Origin of the sequence: Amycolatopsis solani (assembly GCF_033441515.1) — a bacterium.
GTDB classification, from domain to species: Bacteria; Actinomycetota; Actinomycetes; order Mycobacteriales; family Pseudonocardiaceae; genus Amycolatopsis; species Amycolatopsis solani.
The window spans coordinates 1,234,681-1,254,374 of sequence record NZ_JAWQJT010000001.1 but is presented as its reverse complement, the minus strand read 5'-3'; the positions used below and the strand labels follow the sequence as shown (position 1 = coordinate 1,254,374).

Annotated in this window: 19 protein-coding genes; 6 read left to right on the top strand and 13 right to left on the bottom strand. The window is 70.5% G+C overall.

What is annotated here, in order from left to right; translation table 11 throughout:
• Nucleotides 1-43: 43 nt before the first annotated feature.
• From SD460_RS06315 to SD460_RS06275, 9 genes are all read right to left on the bottom strand, one after another.
• A complete protein-coding gene (locus SD460_RS06315; RefSeq protein WP_290057232.1) occupies nucleotides 44-1,435 on the bottom strand; it encodes an MFS transporter in 1,392 nt (463 codons plus the stop codon).
• Between the two features lie 248 nt (nucleotides 1,436-1,683).
• Complete coding sequence (gene ptsP, locus SD460_RS06310; RefSeq protein ID WP_290057230.1) at nucleotides 1,684-3,312, bottom strand: phosphoenolpyruvate--protein phosphotransferase; 1,629 nt, start codon at nucleotides 3,310-3,312, stop codon at nucleotides 1,684-1,686.
• The gene (locus SD460_RS06305; protein WP_290057228.1) at nucleotides 3,305-4,042 is read right to left on the bottom strand and encodes a hypothetical protein; all 738 of its coding nucleotides are present in this window, start codon (nucleotides 4,040-4,042) and stop codon (nucleotides 3,305-3,307) included. The genes ptsP and SD460_RS06305 overlap by 8 nt, the downstream gene beginning before the upstream one ends.
• A 28-nt stretch (nucleotides 4,043-4,070) precedes the next feature.
• Nucleotides 4,071-4,940 (bottom strand): ribokinase, encoded by an 870-nt coding sequence (locus SD460_RS06300; RefSeq protein WP_290057227.1) that lies wholly within the window; start codon nucleotides 4,938-4,940, stop codon nucleotides 4,071-4,073.
• Between the two features lie 263 nt (nucleotides 4,941-5,203).
• Nucleotides 5,204-6,418, bottom strand: a complete 1,215-nt coding sequence (locus tag SD460_RS06295) for a DUF6346 domain-containing protein (protein ID WP_318305983.1) — start codon at nucleotides 6,416-6,418, stop codon at nucleotides 5,204-5,206.
• The gene (locus tag SD460_RS06290; RefSeq protein ID WP_290057221.1) at nucleotides 6,369-7,427 is read right to left on the bottom strand and encodes a hypothetical protein; all 1,059 of its coding nucleotides are present in this window, start codon (nucleotides 7,425-7,427) and stop codon (nucleotides 6,369-6,371) included. Before SD460_RS06290 ends, SD460_RS06295 begins: the two co-directional genes overlap by 50 nt.
• A 26-nt stretch (nucleotides 7,428-7,453) precedes the next feature.
• A complete protein-coding gene (locus SD460_RS06285; RefSeq protein WP_290057219.1) occupies nucleotides 7,454-8,611 on the bottom strand; it encodes a WXG100 family type VII secretion target in 1,158 nt (385 codons plus the stop codon).
• A 3-nt stretch (nucleotides 8,612-8,614) separates the two neighbouring features.
• Complete coding sequence (locus tag SD460_RS06280; RefSeq protein ID WP_290057217.1) at nucleotides 8,615-8,929, bottom strand: hypothetical protein; 315 nt, start codon at nucleotides 8,927-8,929, stop codon at nucleotides 8,615-8,617.
• 22 nt (nucleotides 8,930-8,951) lie between these two features.
• Nucleotides 8,952-9,473, bottom strand: coding sequence for a YbaB/EbfC family nucleoid-associated protein (locus SD460_RS06275; RefSeq protein WP_290057215.1), 522 nt, complete (start codon nucleotides 9,471-9,473; stop codon nucleotides 8,952-8,954).
• Between the two features lie 212 nt (nucleotides 9,474-9,685).
• Between SD460_RS06275 and SD460_RS06270 the strand changes: the two genes are divergently transcribed.
• The 5 genes from SD460_RS06270 to SD460_RS06250 all read left to right on the top strand — a co-directional run bounded on the left by SD460_RS06270 (nucleotide 9,686) and on the right by SD460_RS06250 (nucleotide 13,609).
• Nucleotides 9,686-11,044 (top strand): hypothetical protein, encoded by a 1,359-nt coding sequence (locus SD460_RS06270; protein WP_290057213.1) that lies wholly within the window; start codon nucleotides 9,686-9,688, stop codon nucleotides 11,042-11,044.
• The gene (locus SD460_RS06265; RefSeq protein WP_290057211.1) at nucleotides 11,041-11,784 is read left to right on the top strand and encodes an ESX secretion-associated protein EspG; all 744 of its coding nucleotides are present in this window, start codon (nucleotides 11,041-11,043) and stop codon (nucleotides 11,782-11,784) included. Before SD460_RS06270 ends, SD460_RS06265 begins: the two co-directional genes overlap by 4 nt.
• Nucleotides 11,781-12,182: a hypothetical protein gene (locus SD460_RS06260; protein WP_290057209.1), complete on the top strand. Its 402-nt coding sequence runs from the start codon at nucleotides 11,781-11,783 to the stop codon at nucleotides 12,180-12,182. The genes SD460_RS06265 and SD460_RS06260 overlap by 4 nt, the downstream gene beginning before the upstream one ends.
• A complete protein-coding gene (locus SD460_RS06255; protein WP_290057207.1) occupies nucleotides 12,179-12,799 on the top strand; it encodes a DUF3558 domain-containing protein in 621 nt (206 codons plus the stop codon). The genes SD460_RS06260 and SD460_RS06255 overlap by 4 nt, the downstream gene beginning before the upstream one ends.
• 72 nt (nucleotides 12,800-12,871) lie before the next feature.
• On the top strand, nucleotides 12,872-13,609 hold the full coding sequence (locus tag SD460_RS06250) for a TetR/AcrR family transcriptional regulator (RefSeq protein WP_290057205.1): 738 nt from the start codon (nucleotides 12,872-12,874) through the stop codon (nucleotides 13,607-13,609).
• Here SD460_RS06250 and SD460_RS06245 read toward each other — a convergent pair.
• The 3 genes from SD460_RS06245 to SD460_RS06235 form a co-directional block, all read right to left on the bottom strand.
• Complete coding sequence (locus tag SD460_RS06245; protein WP_290057203.1) at nucleotides 13,606-14,343, bottom strand: SDR family oxidoreductase; 738 nt, start codon at nucleotides 14,341-14,343, stop codon at nucleotides 13,606-13,608. The genes SD460_RS06250 and SD460_RS06245 overlap by 4 nt on opposite strands.
• 90 nt (nucleotides 14,344-14,433) lie before the next feature.
• Entirely contained in the window at nucleotides 14,434-17,274 is a 2,841-nt protein-coding gene (gene leuS / locus SD460_RS06240; protein WP_290057201.1) for a leucine--tRNA ligase, read from the bottom strand.
• A gap of 154 nt (nucleotides 17,275-17,428) precedes the next feature.
• Nucleotides 17,429-18,589 carry an esterase-like activity of phytase family protein gene (locus tag SD460_RS06235; RefSeq protein ID WP_290063180.1) on the bottom strand — a complete coding sequence of 387 codons (1,161 nt, stop codon included), beginning with the start codon at nucleotides 18,587-18,589 and terminating at the stop codon, nucleotides 17,429-17,431.
• Between the two features lie 65 nt (nucleotides 18,590-18,654).
• On the opposite strand from SD460_RS06235, the gene SD460_RS06230 reads away from it, so the two are divergent.
• Entirely contained in the window at nucleotides 18,655-19,074 is a 420-nt protein-coding gene (locus tag SD460_RS06230) for an SdpI family protein (protein ID WP_318305982.1), read from the top strand.
• Here SD460_RS06230 and SD460_RS06225 read toward each other — a convergent pair.
• Nucleotides 19,071-19,652 carry a YqgE/AlgH family protein gene (locus SD460_RS06225; protein ID WP_169734908.1) on the bottom strand — a complete coding sequence of 194 codons (582 nt, stop codon included), beginning with the start codon at nucleotides 19,650-19,652 and terminating at the stop codon, nucleotides 19,071-19,073. The two genes, SD460_RS06230 and SD460_RS06225, sit on opposite strands and share 4 nt — an antisense overlap.
• Nucleotides 19,653-19,694: the final 42 nt, after the last annotated feature.

The following is a 19,694-nucleotide window of genomic DNA, read 5'->3' as shown; positions in this document are numbered from 1 at the left end:
CCTCCCCGCCCAGGCATCGGGCGGGGAGGCCTCCGTATTTGTTTTAGGCGGTCCGCAGGTTCTTGGCGACGAACCGGACGAGCACGGCGAACGCGACGGCGGCGAGCCCGGCGACGACGTGCAGCCCGCTGGCGAACCCGTGCGCCCGCACGACGGCGCTGCCCAGCGTGCCGACGGTCGCGAGGCCGAGCGAGTAACCGAACTCGTTGACGGTCTGCGCGAGCGCGGAAGCGGCACCGGCCTTGCGCACCGGGACCGAGCCGACGACGAGGTCGGTGCCCAGCGCGACCATCGGCCCGACCCCCAGCGACGTCACGGCGAACCCCAGCGCGGGCCACACCGGCCCACCGGCGGGCTCGACGAACGCGAGAACGGCCATCCCGGCCGCGGCCAGCGCGACCCCACCGGCGATCAGCACCCGCGGCTCGACGCGGCGAACGAGCACGGGAGCGGCGAGGAAGCTGACGGTCGAGGCGGCCATCCCCGGCAGCAGCCCGAGCGCGGCCCCGACCGGCGAGAGCTGCTGCGCGACCTGGAAGAACTGCGCGACGAACAGCATCGTGGTCCCGCCGAGCATGCTGAACAGCAGCATCCCGCCGAGCGCCGTCCGGAACGCCTTCGCGGCGAAGAGGCTGAAGTCGATCAGCGGCTCTTCGAGCGTCCGCTGCCGCTTCACGAAGACGTACCCGATGACCAGGCCCAGCCCGAGCGCCACGACCGGCCCGGCGTGGACACCGTCGCGAGCGAGCTCCTTGACGCCGTAGACGGCGGGCAGGATGGCGGCCAGTGATAGGCCGACACTCGGCAGATCGAGCCGTCCGGCGGTTTCGTCGCGGTACTCGGGCAGCAGCTTCGGGCCGATGACCAGCAACAGGACCATGGCGGGGACGCCGAGCAGGAAGACCGAGCCCCACCAGAAGTGCTCGAGCATGAAGCCCCCGACGATCGGCCCGATGATCGCCCCGACGGTGAAGCAGCCGGCCCAGATCCCGATCGCTTCGGCCCGCTGCCGCGGGTTCTCGAACATGGCCCCGATCAGCGACAGCGTCGAGGGGGCAAGCGTCGCCCCGGCAATCCCGAGCGCGCCCCGCGCGGCGATGAGCATGCCGGCACTGGTGGAGAAGGCGGCGACGACGGAGGCGATCCCGAAGGCGGCGGCCCCGATCAGCAGGAGCTTCCGCCGCCCGATCCGGTCCCCGAGCGTCCCCATGGTGACCATGAACCCGGCGACCATGAAGCCGTAGGTGTCCATGATCCAGAGCTGTTCGGTCCCATCGGCGTGCAGGCTGACGGCAAGCTTCGGCAGCGCGAGCACGAGCACGAAGACGTCGAGCGAGACGAGCAGAGCCGGCAGCGCCAGCACGGCCAGCCCGACCCACTCCCGCCGCCCGGCCCTGGGCCCGGCAACCGGTGCGGAGATGGTGGCGGTGGTCATGGAAGGTCCTCTCGGCTCGACTGGGTTTTCACCTGTTCGTCGAGCGGGAGGAGCTGGGATCGACAACCGCGGGGGATTGTTTTTCGGAAGGTCGGGGTTGTCCACACCCCTCGAACAATGTGGACAACCCCGTGCCCCCAGGTTCGCACAAACCGGCACGGTCGGTGATGACCGATAGACTGAAAGTGGGGGGGCGCCCCAGCGGGCCGGGCCGATTTCGGCTGACTCCGCCTGGACGCCCCCGCCCGTCAGGGGCGAGCCGCCGCGCGGGCTGCCGTCGGGTCCGAGGTCGCCAGGGCCGCTTCGGCCAGGGCTTCGCACTCGGCCACCGTCGTGGCGGCCAGGCTCGCACCCACCGTGCGGACCGCCGGGGCGTTCATCGACAGGCTCGTCAGGCCCAGCCCGGCCAGCACCAGGGCCAGCCGCGGGTCGGCCGCCGCTTCGCCGCAGACGCCGGCGGGTTTGCCGGTGGCCTTGGCCGCGTCGCCGATCAGCTTCAGCAGGCGCAGGAGGGCCGGCTGCCAGGGGTCGTTGAGCTTCGCGACCGCGCCGAGCTGGCGGTCCGCCGCGAACGTGTACTGGGCCAGGTCGTTCGTGCCGACCGAGACGAAGTCGACCGCCTCGAGGATCTCGCGGGCGCTCAGCGCGGCCGCTGGGATCTCGATCATCACGCCGGCCCTGGGGATGCCCGCCGCGCGGACGCGGTCGGCGAACCAGGCCGCTTCCTCGACCGTCGCGACCATCGGGGCCATCACCGAGACCTCGGCGCCCGAATCCTCGGCCGCGCCCGCGATCGCTTCGAGCTGGCGGTCGAGCACCTCGGGGCGGTCGAACGCCACGCGCAGCCCGCGGACGCCGAGCGCCGGGTTGGGCTCGGCTTCCGGCGAAAGGAAGGCCAGCGGCTTGTCGGCGCCCGCGTCGAGCGTGCGGACGATGACCGGCTTGCCGCGGAACGGCGCGAGCACCGCGGTGTACGCGGCGCGCTGGTCGGCGACCGACGGCTCGTCCGAGGCGTCGAGGTAGCAGAACTCGGTGCGGAACAGGCCGACACCCTCGGCGCCCGCGTCCGCCGCGGCCTGTGCGTCGGCCGGGGAGCCGACGTTGCCGTAGACCTTCACGCGGTGGCCGTCGGCCGTCGCACCGGTGCCGTTCCACTCGGCGAGCTGGGCGACCGTGGCCGTGACGACCGGCGCCGACGGGTCGGCGACCTCGACCACGCCGGTGTCGCCGTCGACCGCAAGCGCTTGCGCGTCCAACGCCAGCAGCCCGCGCACCGCGACGACGGCGGGGATGCCGAGCGCGCGGGCCAGGATCGCGGTGTGGCTGGTCGGGCCGCCCTCTTCGGTGACCAGGGCGAGGACCTTCGCCGGGTCGAGGCCCGCGGTGTCGGCCGGGGCGAGGTCGCGGGCGACGAGCACGGCCGGCGACGTCAGCTCGGGCACGCCCGGGGGTGCGATGCCGAGCAGCTCGGCGATCAAGCGGTCGCGCACGTCACGGACGTCGCGGACGCGCTCAGCCATGTACCCGCCGGCCGCGGCCAGCGCTTCGGCGAAGCCCTCGGCGGACTGGTAGACGGCGCGTGCGGCGGGCAGGCCCTGCGTCTTGACCAGCTGTTCCGCCTGCGCGGCGAGCGCCGGGTCGGCGGCCATCGCGGCGGTCGTGATCAGGATCGTCGCCGCTTCCCCGGTGGCGGTCTCGGCCTGTTTCTCCAGGCGGCCGGCGACGATCGCGGCCGCGGGACCGATCCGGGCGGCCTCGGCGGCCGGATCGGCCGGGGCCGGGGTGGCGGCGGGCTCGCCGAGCGGCTCCGCGACGCGGACGACGGGACCACTGGCACGGCCGGGGCTGACGGCGACCCCGGACAGAGAGTCAGACATGGTCTAGACCATAGCTCAGATACGTCTGGATATCTCGTGGTGGCAGGCACAAACCGCGTTGCTTGACCTGTTCGAGCACCGGCCCGACCTCCTCGCGCCACCAGGCTTCGGCCAGCTCGTCGCGGCTGTGGACCGGCCGTCCGGCCAGCATACGGCGGAATCCCCAGGCCTCGGCCGAGTCGGCGAGCCGGAACCAGTCGGCGGGGTCGTCGAGCCACAGCCCGAGGCGGACGTCGTCCGGCAGCGGCACGCGCTCCAGGAACATCCGCTCGGCGGTCTTCGACGGCAGGTCGGCGAGCGTCAGGCAGCGCAGCGCGCAGGCGACCGTGCTGATCCAGCGGACCCGCGCGCGGATGACCCGGGCGCCGCGGGCGCGCGCGATGGCGACGCGGTGGTGGCCGTCCTCGACGAAGAACATCTCGGACAGCCGGACGAGCCGCACCGGCGGCAGGTCCGCCGACGTCCGGGTCAGGTGCTCCCAGCGATCGCGCAGCGCGCGGTTGCGCGGCCGGAACTCGCGGTCGAAGTCCCCGGCGCGCGCGACCGTGCCGACGATGCCCTCCAGCGGCACGTCGTAGACGCCTTCGTCGAGCTCGGTCTGCTTGCCGAGCGCGTCGAGGGTTTCGCCGAGCGGCATGATCGCGAGGTGATCGGGCCGTCTGGCCTCGGCGATCGCCCTCAGCTGAGCGGCGTAGCCGCGCCACCAGGCCGAACCGAACGAATCGCCCATGTGACGGGCAACACGCGCGGCGGCGCGCTCATTCCGCCAGATCGGCGGCGGTCGGGTAGGACGGCTGCGCCCCGGGCCGCGTCACGCTGAACGCGGCGACCCGCACCGCGCGCTCGGCCGCCGTGACCAGGCTTTCGCCGTCGGCGAGAGACGCGGCGAGCGCACCCGCGAAGGCGTCCCCGGCGCCGGTGGTGTCGACGGCCTCGACCCGCGGCGACGCGACCTTGGTCAGTCCACCGGCTTCGACGACGACCGCGCCGGCCGCGCCGAGCGTGACGACGGCGGCCCGCGGCCCGAGGTCGAGCAGCTTGCCGAAGTCGGCGCCGGGCCCGGTCAGCCACGCGGCTTCGTGCTCGTTGACCAGCAGGACGTCGAGCTTGGCCAGCGTCGACGGCGAAAGCTTCGCCGCGGGCGACAGGTTCAACAGCACCTTGACGCCCTGTTCGGCGGCCCGCGCGACGGCGTGCTCGACGGTCGGCAACGGCACCTCGAGCGAGAGGACCACGACCTCCACCCCGTCGAAGACGGCGTCGACGTCACCGGGCTCCAGGCTCGAGTTGGCGCCGGGGGAGACGAGGATCGAGTTTTCGCCGTCCGGGGTGACGGTGATGTAGGCGATCCCGGTCGGCCGCTCGCTGGTGCGCACGAGCCCGGTGTCGACGCCGGCGGCGCGGAGGGAGTCGAGCAGCAGCCGGCCGTAGGGGTCGTCGCCGACGGCGCCGAGCAGCGCGACGTCCGCGCCGAGCCGCCCGGCCGCGACCGCGGTGTTGGCGCCCTTGCCACCCGGCGAGAGCACGGTGTCGCCGCCCAGCACGGTCTCCCCACCACCCGGCCGCCGATCCACCGCGACGACGAGGTCCGCGTTGGCGGATCCCACAACGAGCACGTCGGAGTTCATCTCCGCACTCTGCCACGAAACCGGTCCGGTCCAGGTCAGCACCGGCGAGGAAGGGGAAAGTGAAGGTTTTTGTAACTTATCCGGGGCTGAGTGCGACAATCATGCGAGCAGCGGATGCCCGTCACTCGATCGGGGGATGTCCGTCCCCCGGCCGTCACTACGCGGACCGGTCCCGCTCTCCTGGTGCGTCATCACGCTCGACGTGGTGGTGACGTTGCCCCAACCGGCGCGAGCCGGGCAGGGCATCGGGTCGCCGGCGCCGATCACGTAGCCCCCCGAGTGATCGGCGTCGGCGGCGCCCCTTCGAGGTCCGCCGCGAACTCGCGGTACCGGTCCGGCCGGTGACCGAGCATCGCCTCCCGGACCTGGCGGGCGGCTGCGTCGCTCAACGCCTCCGGCAAGCGGTACGCCCCCTTCTCGCCAGGCAAGCGGTGTTCCCCCAGTTGGGCACCGAGCTGCCACAAGCCCCGCAGATCGCCTCGCCGTCCGTTGACGAGAAACAGATCGACCACCCTGAGCACGAGGCCGTCGTGGTCGATCGTCGTCAGCCGGACCTCGGCGACCTCGTCCCAGCCGAGGTCGAACGTCGTTTCGTCGCGGCGGTGCCAGCCGATGCCGGTGGCCGAAATGGTCACGGCTGTGGCGTTCACGTTCGCGCGGTAGGCACGCGGGGTGAAGAAGTAGAGCCAGATCGGCGCTGTGAGCCCCATCGCCCCGAGCGTGACGAGGATTTCCCGCGCGTCGGCCGAGCCCGCGAGCGAACCGGCGACGGCGCACACCGCGCCGGCCACCATGATCGAACCGGCGAGCCGCCAGTACCGCTGAGCCGACCACTCGCCCGGCGCGATCTTCCGGCGGCTATGCCCACCACCAGCTCCGGTTCCGGTTCCAGTTCCGGCGGTCAGCGTGCAGGTCGGCGCCACCAGCCTCGTCGTCGGCTGCCACGGCGAGACGCGATGACGCAACCGCCTGCGCCGGTGCAGCACTGACCACGCGGCGATGCCGACGACGAAAACGATCCCGGGCGCGATCGCCCACCACACCACCAGCTTGTCGGCGGCTCGCCGGAACTCCCGCGTCCCCTCGACCGGCACCTGCTTGCCGATGTCGTCCGGTGTCAGCTCGTTCAAGCCGAACCGCACCGACCGGACCGCACGCTCTTCGGTCGTCACGTCCGCGGTGCAGAACCAGTAGAAGCCGATCCCGCCGCGGCTGACCGGACCGACGCGGTCGCAGGACGTGACCCGCGCAATCGCGTCGCCGGGTCGATCCGGGCCGCGCTGGAGCATGCCCCGAGCTGTGATGCTCCACAGCGCGAGGACCGCCACCAGGACGGCCGGCGCCTGCGTTGCGATCTTCCTCGAGCTCGGGCGCCGGACATGCGGAACCGACTCGAAGCCGGCCGTCGCCGGACTGCCGGGGGTCAACTCAGCCCTTCCAAGCCACGCCGCCCGGCAACACCTCGCGGATGTGCGCATCGAACCGTTTCGACGCAGTCGAGCTCAGCGGGGTCGGCAGCCGGTACCAGCCGTCAGGCTGGCGCAGCTCGTCCAGTTCCGGGCGCTGGAGTGGGAAGTCCTCGCTCGCCGGGCGGAATTCGACGAGCCGGGACGGCGTCCGCAACTCGGCGATCTCCGGCCAGGTGACCACGATCCGCCGGTAGTACGAAACCCAGCGGAGGCCGATCGCCGACAGCTCCAGCGTGATGCGGGTCTTCCGGGAACGGCTTTGCTGCTCGAAGATCTCCCGCCAGGACGCACCGACGAAGACCGCGACGAATACGACCTGGCACGCAGTGCGGAAGCCGTTGTGCGGCCCGAACTCGATCACGCCGCCGAGTCCCAGCTCGATGGCGATGGCGACGAACCGGAGCCAGCGGTGCCGTACCCGGTTCCAGCCGTTCACGTGGATTTCCACGGACGCGGACGGCCGCAATGGCGGCGGCATCCACTCGGGCACCGCTGCCGCGACTGCCTCGACAGGCGGTGGTGCGGGAACGTGCCCGCCCGCGACGCGCTCGATCCGGGTGCCGACGTGCTTCGCCAGCGCCTCGCGCACTCGCGGGAGTTCTCGTTCGTACAGTCCGAGCCCGGCCACCACGAAGTCACCCCCGCCGATGCGGACCAGGCTCCGGCTGTGGCTTTCGAAATCCTCCCGAGCCGGGCTGAGCACGACCTGATAGGAGTCGTGCTTCTGCCCGCTCTCGACCACCGACGCGGCCGCGAGCTCGTCCCACCGCACAGCCCACGCGACACCGCCGATCACCCGCGAGATGCCGATCTGGTCGATGATCAGCTCGTTCCGGACCGGCTTGCGCACCGACCGCCAGACGAGGTTCAGGCCGAGCAGCCCGAAACCGCCGCCGACAATGCAGCCCATGATCCGTGGGCCCTGCTGGGCCGACGACAAGCCCAGCCAGACGATCCCGGCGCCGACCGCGAGCAGGAACCCTGCTTGGATCCAGTGCGGTCCATCCGTCCGCGACACGACAAGACGGTCGCTGTCCGGCGCGGTCACTCGATCGAACCCGAAATCCGCTGCGAGCCCGGCTGTTCGAACACTGGCTGCTGAACGGTCGTCTGCTTGTCCGTCGGTTCGTCGTCGTCCCCGCTCACCCAGTCGTCGACCCCCTCGGCTTTCTTCTTCCGGGACTCCTTGCGCCACTCCTTCTTGGCGTCGTCCCACAGGTCCTTGCCGAAGTCTTCCCCGAACTTCTCGCCGAACTCCTTCCGGGCGTCGTTCCGAATTTCGGTGCCGACGTCCCTGAGGTTCTCGCCGAGTGACTTGTCCGACGAGACGGTGTCCCTCAGTTTCTTCCGAACAGGACGTTCGTCGCGGACCTTCTCGAGGAACGTCCTGGTGTCGCGTGGTTCGTTCTTGATCAGGCCGCCGACCTTCTTCAGCGGGCCCGGCAGGTTTTCCGCGCCGCGCTTCAGCGCGCCCTTGACCCGCCGGAAGATGTCGCTGATCCGGTGGAACAGCTCCTGCGCCTTCTTGAAGGCCTTCAGCAGCTTCTTGATCCACTCCATGCACTTGCTGCCGGTCTTGACGGCTTCCGCGGTGCCTTCGGTGGCCATGCCCGCCGGCAGGGCCGGGCCGGGGTAGCGGCAGGCAATGCTGATCAGCTTGCCGACGCAGTCGGAAATCAGGTCACGCACGATCGAGCGCACGACGCTCAAGATCGTCTTGCAGATGTCGACCAGTTTCGAGATCGCGTTCGCCCCGGTCGCGACGCCCGCGTACGTCGCCGCGCGGTCTTCGGCGAAGGCGCGATACGCGTCCGCTGAAGCGCCTTCCCAAGCCGCACTGTCCTTCTTGACGGTGTCCTGGAGGTCGGCGCTGATCTTCTCCAGTTCCTTCCCGACGTTCTCCCAGGTCCCGACCATGTTCTCCAGGGCGACCTGGTCACCGGTCAGCCAGTCGAGCGGTTCCCGCAGCCACGGGAAGAACTCCATCGCCCAGCCGACGGCGGCCGAGGCGAGCGTTCCGATCGGGTCGGCGACGAGTTCCGCGATGCCGCCGGCGCCGAACGCGGCGTTCACCAGGCCCTCGGTCCAGTTGCCATCGGCGACGGCGTCGCCCGCGTCCAAGAAGTCCTGGACGATACCGGCGCCTTCCCAGACCTTGCGGTCATCCGCCGCGTCCGTCTTGATCAACGGGTTGTCGGCCACGGCTCAGTCCTCCACCTTGAACAGGTCCTTGAACTCCGCCTCGTCGGCTTCCTTCATCTGCTGCCAGAGCTGGATGCGGGTCGAATGGTCGTACGACGACGTCGACGCGGATTCGATCGCGATCTCCGCCACCTGCTGCGCGATCGCGCAGATCGCCGCGAGCGGGATGCCGAGCAGGCCGAACGCTTCGGGGTGCTCGGTCGCGCGGGCCGCTTCCTTGCACCTGTCGATCCGGTCGGTGATCGCCTCGATGTTCTCGCGGTGTTTCTGCAGCTCCTGCGGGTCGACCGCGAAGCCCGGGCCGCCTGGTCCGGCCATAGTTCCCCTCCTCGCCTGCGCCTCAGCGCAGGTAGTCGCCTTCGCTGAAGTAGTCGTCGTCATGGCCGTCGTCGGACGACGGGCGCGGCGCGCGCGGCGGCTCCGGCGGCTTCGGCGCCGCGGGCCGCTGCCGCTCTTCCTCCGGAACGAACCGGTCACCGTCGCTGCGCGGCGAAGCCGGCGGCGGGAAGCCTTCCGGCTCGGGTGCCGGGAACGTCTGTTCCAGGCGGCTGACCAGCTGGTTCATCACTTCGGGGCCGACCGGGTCGGTGACTCCGGCCCGCATCGCCCCGGCGAGCCTGCTCTGGGCGGACTTGACGGTGCGGAGGATCTCCTCGGCGAGGTCCGGTTTGTCCCGCACGCTCAGGCCGATCTCCAGGCCGACGAGGTTGCCGGCGTGGTCGACCTTCACGCCGATCTGGCCGTCTTTGCTGCGCTCGGAAACCGAGACCGCTTCGATCTCGCTGACCATCAGATCAGCCTTCCGCTGGGACTCCGCCATCCGGGATTCGAAGTCCGCGATCAGCTGCTCAGGGTTCGACACGCGAACCTCCCCCGTTCACGTCAGTAGCCGTACGGCGACCGAGTGTGGCACATCGGCCCGACAGTTCCGGGCGAGTTGCGGTTTTCCCCACTCTTCCGGGCGGGGCCGCCCGTGCGGTCGCCTGACCTGGGCTGTTATTCACACGGCCGGTAACCGGTGGGGTATTGTCCGTTACGCAAGGGGGAGATCGAACGCGAGGGGAGCGCGGTTCGGTGGGGTTGTTCGGCGACATGCTCGACGCTGCCCAGCACGTCGGGTCGGAGATCGCGCACGCCGTCCAGTCGGGTGGTGAGCGGCTCGGCAACGTCTTGACCGGCGCTGGTGTCGGCCTGCTCGCGGGTGGGATTCCGGGGGCGGTCGCGGGTGCTTACGTCGGCTCGCAGACCGGTACCGGGGCCGCTGACCCGCAGGCTGCCGGCCTGTCGCCCGCGCAGCTGGTGAAAGCCGTGATGAACGGTCCCGGCACCGAGTCGCTGCAGAAGGTGCACCAGGCGGGCGTCGACCAGTCGGAGTACCAGCGCCGGCTCGAGCAGGGCACGCGCGAGCTGACTTCGGGGCTCGAATCGGCCTGGACCGGCGGCGCGTCGGACGCCGCGCGCGAGCGGCTCCAGCCGTTGACGGCGTCGGCGACCTCGGCGTCCGCGACCCTGGACCGCAACTCGACGCTGGCCCAGACGCAGATCGACCAGTTCCACCAGATGAAGAACTCGCTGCACCCGGACGTCACCGACCAGCCGCCGACGCGCAGCGCGTGGGACGTCGCAACGCCGTGGAATACCGACACCGAAGACAAGATCAACCAGTACAACCGGAAGGCCCAGGAGAACGTCGAGCGGTACAACGCGTACTCGCGGCAGTCCAGCACGAACACCGCGGCCCGGACGATCGACTACGGCCAGCTCCGCGAGTACACCGGTGGCGAATTCACGGTGCGGGATCCGAAGAAGCCCGTCGAGCCGCCGCCGAAGAAGCGGACGCCTGGTGGGGGTGACGACAAGCGGCCGATCGGGGCGCAGGTCCAGCCGCCGGCGGTCCACCCGCCGGTCGTGCCGCCACCGGGGCAAGTGGCGCCTCCCGGGCAGGTCACCCCGCCGGGATGGCACCCACCGGGTGTCGACGACAGCGTTCGCGCGCAGAGCTACGTGCCGCCGTCGACGCAGTTCCCGCCGGGCTACCAGCCGCCGGCGACGGGACCGGGCGGGTTCGGCCCCGGCTCGGGTTCCCCGGGCGGGTTCGGACCGGGCTTCGGACCTGGTGGCGGCGGGTTCGGGCCGGGTTCGTCGTCGGGCACGAGCGGAGGCAGCGGATCAAGCCCAGGCTCGGGTGCGCGTGGTCCGGGTGCGGCCAGCGGGGCCGGCATGCCGGGCGAAGCGCGTTCCGGCGGGGTTCGCGGCGGCGCCGCGGGTAAGCCGGGCTCGCCGGGCATGGGCGGCATGGGCCACGGCGCCAAAGGTGGCAAGGGCGAGGAGGACGCGGAGCACCAACGCGCGTCCTACCTGGTGGAGGCGGATCCGGAGAGCATCTTCGGTGGCTCGGACGAGCGGACGGTGCCCCCGGTGATCGGGCTGTGATCTTCCTGCCCAAGGCCGCCCTGCTCACCGCGTGGGAGTGGGAACGGCACGGCCCACCGCCCGCGGTCCTCGGCGCCGACAACCTCTGGCTCGGTGACGAGACACGCAAGCGGCTCGACGAGAAGGTCCTCGACGTCCTGACATCGCTGCGGCTCGCGGCGGGCGGCACGTTGACGCGAGAATTCCGCGACGTCCTGCGCGTCCTGGCGAACGGCGCCCACCAGTTCACGGCGTGGCTGGGCGACATCGAGGCGGACGAGTCGGGCGCGGTGCTCGTCTCCGCCAACGGCCCGGACGCGCTCCGCCTGATCCGCAAGGACGACACGGTCCGGATCGACGTCGTGGAGCGTTCGCGGCTCGCGGAGTCACTGGTGGACGTCCTGCCGCCGGTCCCGCCCGCCCGCATCGGTGCGGTGGCGATCCCGGAAGCGCGGTTTTCGGGCCGGGCGGTGGAGGAGTCGTACGACCTCGAGGACCCGACCCTCGATCGGGGGCGGGACCCGCTGCCGTGGGCTCGACGGTTGATGGCGACCCGACGCACCGGCCTGCACCAGTGCTACGCCGTCAATCGGGGTTCTCGGAGCGCGCCGATCACCGCCGTCGACGTGGCTGGGGCCGGGCGGGTGCTGACGTACGTGCGTCCGGGGCGCGAGCCGATGGTCACCTTCCTGCCGGGGACCCGGGGTGCGCTGACCGATGTCCTGTACGCGACCCTGAACGGGTTAGGGGGAGGACGATGACGGGCTCGATCTTCAGCGGGATCGACTTCTGGGCGACCGACATGCCCAATGCGGGGCCGCCGCCTGCCGGTGGGCAGGGGTTCGCCATGAGCTCGGCCGAGATGCGGGCGATGCTCAAGAAGGCCGAGGACCAGCGCAAGGCCCTCGGTGAGCAGATGCGGGCCGCCGAATTCACGTTCAAAGCGGTGCCCCCAGCCGAAGAACCGGTCAGCCAGGCAGCCGTGAATGGGCCGAACGGGGTGAATGAGACCGGCGCGTACTACCACGGACACTTGCAGTACCAATTCGGCTACTACACCGAACTGATCCGCCGGTTGCGACAAGCACTCGGCATCACGGAAGCCGCGGATCAGCAAGCAGCGGATTCGACCAAGACGATCAAGGGGTCGCTCGAATGAGGTATCGGATTCTCGCGACCGCGGCGGTGGTCGCCGCCGGAGCGGCGCTACTGACCTCTTGCACCGGCAACGAGGGTGCGTCCGGCAAGCCGGCACCCGCGTCGGCAAGCACGCCGGAACTGCCGAACAGCGGGGCTCCGAAGGTCGACAGCCCATTGCCGGCCAAGGTGCTGGACGGTAGCCCGTGCGATTCCGCACTGACCGCAGACCAGGTGAAGGGTTATCTCGGAGAGACGGATGCAGCCGATCCGAAGGACACGGAGCTGGGTCCTTCATGCGACTGGGGCAGCACCTCGGGAAGCTCGGCCGGCATCCTGGTCGGTTATGAGACGAAGACCGGCCAGGGACTCAGCCTCACCTACAAGAACGTGAAGCCGAAGGCAAAGCGGTGGGTGGACGACCTGGATCCCGTTCAGGGCTACCCGACCGTGGGTTACGTCGCCGTCGGGACGACCGACAACCGGACCTGCGTGATCGTCGTCGGCATCGCGGATGACCTCGCGTACTCCGTCTCGCTGAGCATCGGCGACTCGGCGGTGCAGGCCGGCAAGGACGCCTGCCAGCTCGGGCGCGGTGTCGCCGACACCGTGCTCACCAACCTCAAGGCGCGGGCCTGAGCTGCACCTTTTCGTTACGGCGCAGATCGCGTTAATGCAAGACTTGTCGTAGTAAGCACCTAGACTGTTCGGATGAGCCACCCCACTCGGAGGGGTCGCGCGCGTGCGGCTACCGAACAGGACATCCGGCGGACCGCCCGGAAGCTGCTCGTCGAGCAGGGGCCGGAGGCGGTCACCCTGCGCGCCATCGCGCGGGAGCTGGGGATCACCGCGCCCGCGCTCTACCGGTACTACGAGTCGCGGGATGACCTCGTCGAGAACCTGCGGCTGGACGTCTGCGCCGATCTGGCGGACGACCTCGCCGAGGAGATCGCCGAGTTGCCGGACGACGGGATGCTGCAGCTGTTCGCCATCTGCAAGGGGTTCCGGCGGTGGGCGCTCACCCACACGAAGGAATTCACCCTCGTCTTCGCCTCGCCGACGGGCGGGGTGGGGTCGACCGCGGGCTCCGCGCTCAGCCGGGTCGACGAGCCGTTCGGGCGGATCTTCCTCGCCGCCGCGGGGCGGGTGCTCGCGCGGCACGACATCGTTCTCCCGTCGGCCAGCGGGGTGCCCGACGAGCTGCGGGACGACCTGAAGACGTTCCAGGAATCGCTGGTCACCGTGCTCGCCGAGTCCGATCGGCACGTGCCGGTGGAGAAGATCGACCTCGGCGTGACGTACCTGATGATCCAGTTCTGGGCCCGGCTCTACGGGCACGTCACGCTCGAGGTCTTCGGCAACTACCCGATCCCGATGTCCAAACCGGACGTCCTGTTCGAGGCCATGCTCATCGACCTCGCCCGCGAGATCGGGCTCTACTCCGGCTAAGCCGCGTGGCCGCCGTCCACCGGCAGCACCGCCGCCGTCACGTACTCGGCGCCGGGTGAGGCCAGGTACGCGACCGCCGCGGCCACCTCGGACGGCTTGCCGTAGCGGTCGAACGCCGTCAGCGCGCGCTGGTCGGCCGCGTACGGGCCGTCGGCCGGGTTCATGTCCGTGTCCGTCGGGCCCGGGTGGACCAGGTTGACCGTGATGCCGCGCGGGCCCAGCTCCCGCGCCAGTGCCTTGGTCAGGCCGACCATCGCCGCCTTGCTGGTCGCGTACAGCGCCATGCCCGGGCCGGGCACGCGGTCGGTGACGCAGCTGCCGATCGTGATCACGCGGCCGCCGTCGCTCAGGACGCCGGTGGCGGCCTGGGTCACCGCGAACACGCCGCGGACGTTCACCGCGAGCACGCGGTCGACGTCGTCCAGCGCGGTCTCGGCGAACGCGCCGACGAAGCCGACGCCCGCGTTGTTCACCAGCACGTCGAGCCGGCTGAACTCCGCCACGACAGCCGAAACGGTGGCCGACGCCGTGGCCGCGTCGGCCGCGTCCGCCTGGATCGCCAGCGCGCGGCGGCCGAGGGCCTTGATCTCGTCGACCACCTCGGCCGCCCGCGCGGCGTTGTTCACGTACGTCAGCGCGACGTCGGCGCCATCCTCGGCGAGCCGCAGTGCCGTGGCCGCGCCGATGCCACGGCTGCCGCCCGTCACCAGCGCCACCTTGCCGTCGAGCGTCATCCCCAGTTCTCCTTCGATCGAACAGTTTTCGTTGACTGCTCAATCAAATCGGGGATGACCCCCGAGTACTGGCGGCTTTCCGACGGGGCGCTACAGGACGATGTTGACCAGCCGTCCCGGCACCACGATCACCTTGCGGGGCGAGCCGTCGCCGACCATCGACGACACCTTCTCATCCGCCAGCGCCGCCGCCTGGACCTCGTCCGAAGTCGCGGACGCCGGCACCGTGACCCGCGAGCGGACCTTGCCGTTGACCTGGATCGGGTACTCGACCGAGTCCTCGACCAGGTACTTCTCGTCCACCACCGGGAACGGGCCCTGCACCAGCGAATCCGCGTGACCCAGCCGGTGCCACAGCTCCTCCGCCAGGTGCGGGGCCAGCGGCGCCAGCATCAGCACCAGCGGCTCGGCCAGCTCGCGCGGCGTCGACGCGGCCGCGCCGTACACCTTGGTGACGTGGTTGTTCAGCTCGATCAGCTTCGCGCCGGCCGTGTTGAACCGCATCTCCGAGTAGTCCTCGCGGACGCCCGCGATGGTCTTGTGCAGCACCTTCCGGTCCGCCTCCGAAGCGTCCTCAGTGGACACCCGCAGCTCGCCGGTCGTCTCGTCGACGACCAGGCGCCACAGCCGCTGCAGGAACCGGTGCGCGCCCACGACGTCCTTCGTCGCCCACGGCCGCGACATCGCCAGCGGGCCCATCGCCATCTCGTAGAACCGGAACGTGTCGGCGCCGTAGTTCTCGGCCATCTCGTCCGGCGTCACGACGTTCTTCAGGCTCTTGCCCATCTTGCCGTACTCCTGGGTGACCTCTTCGCCGTTGAAGAAGTACTTCCCGTCGCGCTCCTCGACCTGCTCGGCCGGGACGTAGACACCGCGCGAGTCCGTGTACGCGTACGCCTCGATGTAGCCCTGGTTGAACAGCTTCCGGTACGGCTCCTTGGACGTGACGTGGCCCAGGTCGAACAGCACCTTGTGCCAGAACCGCGAGTACAGCAGGTGCAGCACCGCGTGCTCGACGCCGCCGACGTACAGGTCGACGCCGCCGGTGTCGTCCGCGCCGTACTCGCCGGGGCGCGGCCCCATCCAGTACTGCTCGTTCTCCGGCGCGCAGAACGTCTCGCTGTTCGTCGGGTCCAGGTAGCGCAGCTGGTACCAGCAGGAACCCGCCCAGTTCGGCATCGTGTTGATGTCGCGGCGGTACTTCTTCGGCCCGTCGCCCAGGTCCAGCTCGACCTCGACCCAGTCGGTCGCGCGCGCCAGCGGCGACGACGGCATGGAGTCGCGGTCCTCGGGGTCGAACGTCACCGGCGAGTAGTCGGCGACCTCCGGCAGCTCGATCGGCAGCATCGACTCCGGCACGGCGTGGACTTCGCCGTCCTCGTCGTAGACCACCGGGAACGGCTCGCCCCAGTAGCGCTGGCGCGAGAACAGCCAGTCGCGCAGCTTGTACTGCACGGTGCCGACGCCGGTGCCGTCTTCGGCCAGCTTCTCGATGATCGTCTTCTTGGCCTCGGCGACGTCCATGCCGTCCAGGAAGCCCGAGTTGATCGCCGGCCCGTCGCCGGTGTACGCCTTGCCGTCGAAGCCCTCCGACGGCTGCACGGTCCGGATGATCTCCAGCCCGAACTTCTCGGCGAACTCCCAGTCGCGCACGTCCTGGCCGGGCACGGCCATGATCGCGCCGGTGCCGTAGCCCATCAGCACGTAGTCGGCGACGAAGATCGGGACCTGCTTGCCGTTGACCGGGTTCGTCGCGTACGCGCCGGTGAAGACGCCGGTCTTCTCCTTGTTCTCCTGCCGGTCCAGCTCGGACTTCCGCGACGCCGCGACGCGGTACTCCTTGATGGCGTCGGCGGGCGTCGCCGCGCCACCGGTCCACCGCGCGTCGACGTCCGCGGGCCACTCGGCGGCGGTCAGCTTGTCGACCAGCGGGTGTTCCGGCGCCAGCACCACGTAAGTGGCGCCGAACAGCGTGTCCGGGCGGGTCGTGAAGACCTCGATCGCGTCTTCGCCCGCCTTGAAGGTGACGCGGGCGCCGTGCGAGCGGCCGATCCAGTTCCGCTGCATGGACTTGACCTTCTCCGGCCAGTCCAGCAGATCCAGGTCGTCGACCAGGCGGTCGGCGTACGCGGTGATCCGCATCATCCACTGCCGCAGGTTGCGGCGGAAAACGGGGAAGTTGCCGCGCTCGCTGCGGCCGTCGGCGGTGACCTCTTCGTTCGACAGCACCGTGCCCAGGCCCGGGCACCAGTTGACCGGCGCTTCGGAGATGTAGACCAGCCGGTGGTCGTCGATGATCTTCTTGCGCTCCAGGCCGCTCAGCGACGCCCAGTCCTTGTTCCCCGGCACCGGGCGCGAGCCGTCGGCGAACGCGGCCTCCAGCTCGGCGATCGGCCGCGCCTTGCCGGCCTCGGTGTCGTACCAGGAGTTGAAGATCCGCAGGAAGATCCACTGCGTCCAGCGGTAGTACTCGGGGTCGATCGTGGAGATGCGACGGCGTTCGTCGTGGCCCAGGCCCAGGCGCCGGATCTGGCGCAGGTAGGTCCGGATGTTCTCCTCGGTGGTCTTGCGCGGGTGCTGCCCGGTCTGGACCGCGTACTGCTCGGCCGGCAGGCCGAAGGCGTCGAAGCCCATCGTGTGCAGCACGTTGCGCCCGATCATCCGGTGGTACCGGGCGAAGACGTCGGTGCTGATGAAGCCCAGCGGGTGCCCGACGTGCAGGCCGGAGCCCGACGGGTACGGGAACATGTCCTGGACGAACAGCTTGTCGCTGGGCACCGGCTGCCCCTCGACGGCGAGCGGCCCGACGGGGTTGGGCGCGTGGAAGGTGCCCTGGTCGGCCCAGTGGTCCTGCCAGCGCTGCTCGATCTGACCCGCCAGCGCGGCCGTGTACCGGTGCGCCGGGACGTCGGTCCCTGTTGTCTCGGTCATCGCCGTCTTCCTCCGTGGGAGCTACTCCAGAAACAACTCGACCCCTCAGCCACCAGGGCATGAGGGGTCGCCGCGCCGGCCGGGCCGGGCCCGGTCAGCGCGGCAGGCTAAGGAGCAGCCGAGCCGTGTTCATACGTTCATCGTAACTTGCTGGTCAAAGCCGTTCGGAGGGGACCGCCAGTGCGACGAACTGGGTGACCTGGGTCGCCGAGAAGTTGTTGTCGCTGACGATGATCAAGCTGCGCTCGCCGTTCGGCAGCTTCGGGCCCCAGGTCATGCCCTCCAGGTTGTCCACAGTGGACAAGCCGAGGTCGGCCGCGTCGAAGAGGAACCGCTTCTTGACCGGCTTGACGTGCTTCGCGTCGGCCAGGGACGGCACGTCCAGGACGTTCGTGGCGCCCTTCGTGTCGATCTCGTAGACGCGCACCTTGTTGCCGACGCCGGTGCTGAACGACCGCTCCATCATCAGGAACTTCGTCGAGTCAGCCTGATCGACGGCCAGCATCGAGGAGACGCCGGTGGTGGCGAACGCCGTCGGCGGCACCGGCGCGGCGAAGAGCGGCTCCTGCGGGTAGGCGTACTGGGCCAGGACCGGGCCGAAGCGCGACTGGAGGGTGATCCGCGAGAGCGCGCCGGTGGTCGTCGTCGCCTCCGGGCCGTCCTGCAGGAGCGGGCCCTCGACCTCGCTGGCCAGCAGCGAGCCGAACCCGGTGAAGGTGATGCCTTCGAGCACGAGGTTCTGCCGCGGACCCGCCGTCGGCGCCATCTTCTCGTTCGCGGGGATCGGCAGGTCGCGGACGTATTTCCCGTCGCGGCGCGCCTCGCGGATCGACGGGTCGATCCGCGTCGTCGCCGTCCGCTCGCCCTCCTGCGACCAGTAGTAGTCGCCGGTCCACGGGTCGACGCGCAGCTCTTCGGGGTCGATCGTCTGCTCGTTCTGCGGCAGCGACGGGTCGTTCTGCGCGAGCGGCGGGTACGGCGTGCCGTCGGGGCGCAGGAGCGGCTTCGTGCCGGTGAAGGTGACCGGGCCGACGCCGTTCGCGGACACCGGGAAGGTCGCCGTGTAGAAGCGGGCGGGGTTGATCGCCGACCGGTCGTCGCAGATCAGGGCGTAGCCGCCGGTCCGCGGGTCGTAGTCGATGCTGGAGAGGCCGCCGACCGTCGTGCCCTGGAACGGCAGGGAGTTCGGGACGATCTGCTCGCCGAGCAGCCGGACGGGCCGCTGGTGACTCTCGGTGGCGCTCGCCGACGTCGCGGCGAGGATCCCCCCGATCAGACCAACGGCCAACACAGTGGGCAGTACACGCGGTGACATGGCCTGTAGCACAGTCGATCAGGGTATCCGGCAGGTTGCCGGGACGTCACGCTTATCCTTGAGCCGTGTTCGCTATCGCGCTGGTTCCGGTCGTGCTGGGTCTGCTCGTCGGTTTTGGTGGGTTCCTCGGGTTCCGCGAGCGCTTGACGCGCGAGGGCGGCACCGGGGTGCGCACGCAGGCGGCGTTGCGCAGCGAAGAGGCGTTCAAGCTGGCCAACCGCGTCGCGGGCCTGCCGACCATGGCCGGGGGCGCGATTTCCGTGCTCGCCGGGCTGGCCGGGCTGGCCATGCCGACGACCGGCGGCCTGATCTCCGCCGCGCTCGCGGGCGTGCTCGCCATGCTGCTGCTGGTCATGGGCGGTGGCGTGCTCGGCAGCCGGGCCGCGCTGACCGTGCCCGCGCCGGCTCCGGCGGCGCCCGCCGGCTGCAGCGGCTGCGCGTGCGGCGCCGGCGGCTGCGGGGTCTTCAAGAAGGAAGAGGCCTAGTTCCGCTGGAGGTCGCCCGGGTGGGTGGCCAGCAGGGCGAGCGGGATGCCCTGGCGGCGCAGCACCTGGCTCCACAGGTCGCCGTTGGGCGAAGCCAGGATGTCGCTCGGCAGCGCGGGCACGATGACCCAGTCGTCGCGCTCGATCTCCCCGGCCAGCTGACCGGAGTCCCAGCCCGCGTACCCGGCGAAGACGCGCACGCCGCGCACCTTCGGCACCAGCGCTTCGGGGTCGGTGTCCAGGTCGACCAGCGCGACCGGCCCGCGGACCGCGATCACGCCCGGCACGCTCGCCGCCGTCTCGCCGGTGCGCAGCGCGGCCAAGCACAACGCAGTCTTCTTCTCGACCGGACCCCCGACGAACACCGCCTGCGGCTCGGCGACGTGCCCGCCCCAGTTGGGCAGCACGTCGTGCACGGCGACGTCGCTCGGCCGGTTCAGGACCACGCCGAGCGTGCCTTCGTCGCGATGATCGATGACGAACACCACGGTCCGCTTGAAGTTAGGGTCGACCATCGTGGGGGCGGCGACCAGGAGCGTTCCCGGCTCAACCTCGGCGTCCGCTGGCACGCGACCCATGATCTCACCTCTGGCCCGGCGAATTACTTCGGCTCGGGAACA

Bases quoted from the DNA above. Each gene is read 5' to 3' on its own strand.
- SD460_RS06300 (WP_290057227.1), bottom strand. From the start codon at position 4,940: ATGAACTCCGACGTGCTCGTTGTGGGATCCGCCAACGCGGACCTCGTC.
- SD460_RS06225 (WP_169734908.1), bottom strand. From the start codon at position 19,652: ATGGGTCGCGTGCCAGCGGACGCCGAGGTTGAGCCGGGAACGCTCCTG.
- SD460_RS06250 (WP_290057205.1), top strand. From the start codon at position 12,872: ATGAGCCACCCCACTCGGAGGGGTCGCGCGCGTGCGGCTACCGAACAG.
- SD460_RS06255 (WP_290057207.1), top strand. From the start codon at position 12,179: ATGAGGTATCGGATTCTCGCGACCGCGGCGGTGGTCGCCGCCGGAGCG.
- SD460_RS06260 (WP_290057209.1), top strand. From the start codon at position 11,781: ATGACGGGCTCGATCTTCAGCGGGATCGACTTCTGGGCGACCGACATG.
- SD460_RS06280 (WP_290057217.1), bottom strand. From the start codon at position 8,929: ATGGCCGGACCAGGCGGCCCGGGCTTCGCGGTCGACCCGCAGGAGCTG.
- SD460_RS06315 (WP_290057232.1), bottom strand. From the start codon at position 1,435: ATGACCACCGCCACCATCTCCGCACCGGTTGCCGGGCCCAGGGCCGGG.
- SD460_RS06305 (WP_290057228.1), bottom strand. From the start codon at position 4,042: ATGGGCGATTCGTTCGGTTCGGCCTGGTGGCGCGGCTACGCCGCTCAG.
- ptsP (WP_290057230.1), bottom strand. From the start codon at position 3,312: ATGTCTGACTCTCTGTCCGGGGTCGCCGTCAGCCCCGGCCGTGCCAGT.
- leuS (WP_290057201.1), bottom strand. From the start codon at position 17,274: ATGACCGAGACAACAGGGACCGACGTCCCGGCGCACCGGTACACGGCC.
- SD460_RS06245 (WP_290057203.1), bottom strand. From the start codon at position 14,343: ATGACGCTCGACGGCAAGGTGGCGCTGGTGACGGGCGGCAGCCGTGGC.
- SD460_RS06295 (WP_318305983.1), bottom strand. From the start codon at position 6,418: ATGCGCACATCCGCGAGGTGTTGCCGGGCGGCGTGGCTTGGAAGGGCT.
- SD460_RS06235 (WP_290063180.1), bottom strand. From the start codon at position 18,589: ATGTCACCGCGTGTACTGCCCACTGTGTTGGCCGTTGGTCTGATCGGG.